Annotated in this window: 6 protein-coding genes; 1 reads left to right on the top strand and 5 read right to left on the bottom strand. The window is 55.0% G+C overall.

All coding sequences use genetic code 11. From position 1 onward, the window contains the following. Positions 1–35: 35 nt before the first annotated feature. Genes Q3886_RS07975 through Q3886_RS07995 form a run of 5 tightly spaced genes read right to left on the bottom strand, consistent with a single transcriptional unit; the run spans position 36 to position 4510 of the window. Complete coding sequence (locus Q3886_RS07975; protein ID WP_301860813.1) at positions 36–1211, bottom strand: ABC transporter substrate-binding protein; 1176 nt, start codon at positions 1209–1211, stop codon at positions 36–38. 33 nt (positions 1212–1244) lie between these two features. Beyond that, a complete protein-coding gene (locus tag Q3886_RS07980; protein ID WP_301860815.1) occupies positions 1245–2207 on the bottom strand; it encodes a M23 family metallopeptidase in 963 nt (320 codons plus the stop codon). Between the two features lie 28 nt (positions 2208–2235). Beyond that, the gene (locus Q3886_RS07985) at positions 2236–2760 is read right to left on the bottom strand and encodes a DUF4446 family protein (protein WP_301860816.1); all 525 of its coding nucleotides are present in this window, start codon (positions 2758–2760) and stop codon (positions 2236–2238) included. Between the two features lie 39 nt (positions 2761–2799). Next, positions 2800–3744, bottom strand: coding sequence for a ParB/RepB/Spo0J family partition protein (locus Q3886_RS07990; RefSeq protein ID WP_301860817.1), 945 nt, complete (start codon positions 3742–3744; stop codon positions 2800–2802). Continuing rightward, positions 3734–4510 carry a ParA family protein gene (locus tag Q3886_RS07995; protein WP_301860819.1) on the bottom strand — a complete coding sequence of 259 codons (777 nt, stop codon included), beginning with the start codon at positions 4508–4510 and terminating at the stop codon, positions 3734–3736. The genes Q3886_RS07990 and Q3886_RS07995 overlap by 11 nt, the downstream gene beginning before the upstream one ends. Positions 4511–4676: 166 nt before the next feature. Between Q3886_RS07995 and Q3886_RS08000 the strand changes: the two genes are divergently transcribed. Beyond that, a complete protein-coding gene (locus tag Q3886_RS08000; protein ID WP_301860818.1) occupies positions 4677–5324 on the top strand; it encodes a hypothetical protein in 648 nt (215 codons plus the stop codon). Positions 5325–5566 lie beyond the last annotated feature (242 nt).

Genomic DNA, 5566 nt, shown 5'->3' on the forward strand with positions numbered 1-5566 from the left:
AGGTGAAAATAAAAAATTTGTTTATATCTGCTCTATTACAGAGCATCCTGATCCTGCCAGGTTTCCAGCAGTACTGGCTGGCCGTCCTGAAACGTCTTAATAAAGACCGGCTTAATCGCATCGTGATTGCCGTCGAGATCAATCGTACCGGCAGCGCCTTCATAGTCGATCGTCCGGGCCAGTTCATCGGCAATCTTCCGGGGATTCCCTTCGCCGCTGCGGCGTATGGCTTCAGCAACCATCATGAAGGAATCATATCCAAGAGCGGCATAACTGTCCGGCCAATGACCATATCGCCGGTAATAGGCCTGCGCAAAGGCTTCTGATACGGCAGCCTGTGTATTACGGGCATAATGGTCCGTATAAATCAGATGCTGCAGATATGCCGGCGGCAGAGATGCAGCCATACGGGAACCGTTCCAGCCGTCTATGCCCAGAATGATACCGGTTACACCGCTGTCCCGGGCCTGGACGATGAATTCCATGGCCTGCTGGTCATAAAAAGGCGCATATACGACATCACAGGGATGCACTGCGAGCTGGGCCAGCGCCGATGCCATGCCGCCAGACGCAGATACGTCTACGACCAGCGGTACCTGTCCGCCGTCGGCCAGAAAGGCCTGGCGGAAAAATTCGGCCAGACTCCGGGAATAAATCTGACTGCCGTCGTATACGACAGCAGCCGTGCGGGCCTGTACGTCCTGGCGGGCATAGTCAGCCATGGACCGGCCCTGATAGGAATCGATAAAGGTCGCCCGAAACATATAGGGATAGGGCTTTCCCGTTTCCCGGTCCACTGTAATATCCGGATGCGTGCCGGCCGGACTGATGACGGGCACCTTGACAGCTGCCACATCACGAAGTATGGCCAGGGCACATTCTGACAGGTTGGGACCGATCATGGCCGTGACATGCTGACGCGACAGGTGCCGCACATTGGCAGCTGCCTCATCAGGAAGGCTGCGGTTATCGACGACAACCGTCCGGACCGGCTTTTGCAGCAGTCCGCCCTGCTCATTGACCTGATCCCTGGCCAGTTCAATGCCCTCCATCGTCGACGTGCCGTACGTACTGCCCCTGCCGGTAAGAGCCAGGTTCACGCCGATGCAAATATCCTGCGGCTCTGTCGTATCCGTACGGGCCAGCAGGGAAAAAACAGCAAGAACCAGGATACATACAGCTGTACCGGCCAAGGGTTTCCACCGTTTCATGAGGGGACCTGCCTTTCTCCGCGCACCTGGGCACTACGGAAGGAACAGCAACGGATCTGTCGGCGTGCCGTTGACGCGAACTTCATAATGAACATGAGGACCTGTACTGCGTCCCGTACTGCCGGCCAGAGCAATCATATCGCCAGTCTGCACGGTCTGTCCCGGCACGACGAGGACCATGGAGTTATGGCCGTACCGCGTAACAAAGCCGTTGCCGTGGTCGATTTCTACCAGATTGCCATAGCCGTCGACCCAGCCGGCCTGCGACACTGTACCGGCTGCTGTCGCCCGCACAGGCGTACCATAATCTACGGCAATATCCAGCCCTTCATGGAAGCCTGTGCCGCCGCCGATGGGATTGCCCCGATAGCCGAAAGGCGACGTAATCGTACCCGTAACCGGCCAGATAGACGGCGTCGATGACGAAGCATACTTCTTGGAAATCTGCTGCATCTGCCGCACCTGCTGTCCTGCCGTATCACTCAGTACGGTCTTAAGGGTAATAAAACTGATGACGCGGGCATTGGTCCGCGTTTCCAACCGGGAGGCGGCCAGCAGCAGGTCATTGTAATCTGCCTGAGACAAATCCGGCGATTTCTTCCGCTGTCCTGCTGTGCCGCCGTCACCTTTTGGGCTGTCACCCATTCCGGCGCCTTTGACCATTTGCCGCAGCTCCTGATCGAGGGCATCCATTTTATCCATCTTTTCCTGCAGTGACGACGTCTTGTCCCGCATGAGCTGCAGCTGCTGTTCGTGGAGTGCTTCCTTCTGCCGGGCCTGCTGCAGGGACATATACTGGTATACGCCGGCACCTACAGCCGCAATCAGAACGACAATGCCGCAGACTGCAGCCACGACAGCCCGCCGATACTGCTGCGGCGTGAGCACAACCGGTTTCGCCTCAGACGGGCGCCACCAGCTTGTACGGTCCTGAAAACGGCGAAACTGCCCTCGTATCCATTCCGTTATCTGTGCTGCTTTTTCCTGAAATCCCAATGTGTCTTCCCTTCTTTAATATACGTGCTTACTGCGAATCTTTCTGCCCGTCCTGCATATCGCCAGTATACTGCAGGGCATTGTCCAGGCTTTCTTTTTCTTCTTCACTCATGCCGTACAGGCATTTCCCGGCCGTAATGGGCTTGGCAAAAATACGCGACTCACTGCGTCCATATACGCTGGACAGGCAGAAGCCGTCGTCTTTGCCGTCCAGGACCGTAAAGGCAAAGCTCAGGTTGTTGCCAATATTGTCAAAGGCATTGTATTTGACAAAGCCAATTTTGCGGAAACAGTGATTCTGCACAGACAGAATATCTTTCTGTGTCTGGTGAATCATATCCAGCGTTCCCTGCAGATCGTGAAGCTTGGCTACATCTTCACGCAGCTTAAGTTCCACGCTTTTTCCCGTTTCATCCTGCATGAAAAAGGCGTATTTGCTTTCCAGCAGTCTGACTCGTTTATATAAAAACACGACGGCAGCCAAAAGAAGTATGATGATGACGCCTGCGGCGCCAGCTGCCGTCATTACTGCAATGCTACTCAATCCCAACATGTTTTTCCTCCTGCGCAGGATCCTGCCGTATGACCGCCACTATACATGAAAGGAAGAGACAGGCGGCGCACCGTCTTCCTCCGGCTCGTCAGTCAGTAATGCCAACAGCCGTTCAAATTCTGCTTCTGATGTAAAGGATATTTCAATTTTTCCATTCTTTTTATTTCTGTCCAGACGAATGGCAACACTGGTACCCAAATGCATTTTCAGCCGGTCCTGGAGCACTTCCAGATGGGCATCGGCCTTCCGGGGTTCCGACGGCCTTTCTTCTATCATCATCTGCCGTACCAGAGCTTCCGCCTGCCGGGCTGACAGTTCCTGATCGACAATGCGGACAGCCCCGTCAATCTGCTGCTCCTTCGTCGGCAGCTGCAGGAGCGGCCGGACCTGTCCCATCGTAAGCACGCCGTCAGACACGTACTGCCGGATCTCTTCCGGCAGCTGGAGCAGGCGGATCATGTTGGCCACATGGGAGCGGCTTTTGCCGACTTTCTGCGCTGCCTGTTCCTGGGTCAGATGAAATTCATCAACCAAGGCCTTATAGGCCAGTGCTTCTTCAATGGCATTCAGATCTTCGCGCTGCAGATTTTCGATGAGTGCAATTTCTGCCGCTTCCTGTGAATCCATATGGCGAATGATGGCCGGAATCGTCTTCAGGCCGCATACTTTGGCAGCCCGCAGGCGCCGTTCGCCGGCGACGAGTTCATACTGACCGCCGTCTTTTTTCTGCACAATAATGGGCTGAATCAGTCCGTATTGGCGAATGGAATCGGCCAGGGCCTGAATGGCTTCAGGCGAAAAAGACCGCCGCGGCTGATAGGGATTGGGCACGACGGCGTCGACGCTGATTTCCACTGTCCCCGCTGCCGGGTCCGCCTGCTGGCGGTGCCGTTTATCCAGACCCAGCGCTTCCAGGCGGCTGTACTTCTGCAGGGCCTGTTCCAGGCGGTTATTGGCGCCGAGACCTGATTTTTTAGCCGACACGCCGTATCACCTCTCTTGCCAGCTTTTTATACACTTCTGCCCCTTTTGAATGGGGATCGTATTCCGTAATCGGTTCGCCGTGACTCGGCGCTTCACCGAGGCGGACGTTGCGGGGGATAATCGTCTTGAATACCTGGCCGCTGAAATATTTCTTCACTTCTTCTGTCACCTGAATGGACAGGTTCGTCCGCCCATCGTACATGGTCATGAGCAGTCCCAGAAGCTGCAGCTTATCATTGAGATTATCCCGCACCATTTCCACCGTTTCCATGAGCTGCGTCAGCCCTTCAAGGGCATAAAATTCGCACTGAACGGGAATGAGAATGTAATCGGCTGCTGCCAGGGCATTGACCGTCAGCAGTCCCAGTGACGGAGGGCAGTCAATGATGACGTAATCATAGGGCTTTTTGAGCTCCTGCAAATGGGCAGACAGGCTCTTTTTCAGGATAAATTCCCGTTCATCCAGGCTGACTAATTTCACAGCCGCACCGGCCAGATCCATCGTTGCCGGCAGGACGGACAGCTTCTTGATCATCGTCGGCTGAATGACCTCAGCCACAGGCGTCTGTTCAATCAGACAATCATATATATTCGTTTCCAGGCCGGCTTTGTCAATACCTAAGCCGCTCGTGGCGTTGCCCTGGGGATCCAAATCAATCAGGAGCGTCCGTTTTCCGGCATTGGCCAGACAGGCACTCATATTTACAGCTGTCGTCGTCTTGCCGACGCCGCCTTTTTGGTTCGTTATGGCAATGATATGCGCCACTGCATCCACCTCATTTTCCTCATAATTCATTAGTAAGTCTATGTTATAGTATAGCATAGACAGTTCGCCGTAACCAGTGGAAAAAGGGGAAAAAAAGAGTAAATTCTGCCCGTTCCTATGCTATAATAAAGGCAGTACATACTTTTTGTGAAAGGACGATATTTCTATGCCAACCTATACAGGTACTCTATCCTCTATTGATCAGACTGCCGTGAAAGAATACGCCTCACAGCGCGGCCAGGACCTGTCGGACCACGACGTCCAGGAAGCCTGCAAAACCGTGCTTCGACTGGCATCGCCGCAGGGCGTGTTCCAGCAGGGATTCTACGACCAGGCATCGCAGCATCTCCTCTGTTCCCATCCCTTCCAGCTCCGCAGCACCCAGCTCGTGCCCTATCTCGAACAGGCCCATATTATCCTCATCGGCGCCGTCACTATCGGCGCTGCCGTCGAAAAGGAAATTGACGACGCGTTTCTCCAGCATAACGTAGCAGGCGGCGTCGCCCTGGACTCGGCAGCTGCTGCCGCCACGGGCACCCTCCTGGACCAGCTGACAGACTATATCCGTTCCATCAGCGAAGATAAAGGATACAAAGTCGTCTGGCGTTTCAGCCCCGGCAACGGCGACTGGCCTGCAGGTCAGCAGACGGACGTAGCCAATGCTGCCGGCGGCAGCCAGATCGGCATGGCCGTCACACCAGGCGGCATGCTCAGCCCCCGCCGTTCCCTGACCGCCCTCTTTGGTCTCCATCAGGCCGACGGCTGTGCCGGGTCCTGCTCCGGCTGCGCCATGGCCGGCCACTGCGGCGGCTAATAGAATTCAGCTATAGGCATACAAAAACCGGGTATACTCTCTGCCGTCAGCGAGTATACCCGGTTTTTCTGTATCTGCTATTGTCTCCTTACATCTGTAAACAGCCCACAGGTCTTGGATTCGCACATATACAAGAAGGCGGTCAGGCGACAGCCCTTTGACCTCCCAGTCAGATAGTAGTCTTACTCCATATGCCGGTCGCCCACAGGCCGTTGTCCGTCTGCAGCAGAATCTACCCTGTC

The sequence above is a fragment of the uncultured Megasphaera sp. genome (genome assembly GCF_958350005.1).
Taxonomy (GTDB): Bacteria; Bacillota; Negativicutes; order Veillonellales; family Megasphaeraceae; genus Megasphaera.

Excerpts from the sequence above, each read along its gene's own strand:
- Q3886_RS07975 (WP_301860813.1), bottom strand. The coding sequence starts at position 1,211 with ATGAAACGGTGGAAACCCTTGGCCGGTACAGCTGTATGTATCCTGGTT.
- Q3886_RS07985 (WP_301860816.1), bottom strand. The coding sequence starts at position 2,760 with ATGTTGGGATTGAGTAGCATTGCAGTAATGACGGCAGCTGGCGCCGCA.
- Q3886_RS08000 (WP_301860818.1), top strand. The coding sequence starts at position 4,677 with ATGCCAACCTATACAGGTACTCTATCCTCTATTGATCAGACTGCCGTG.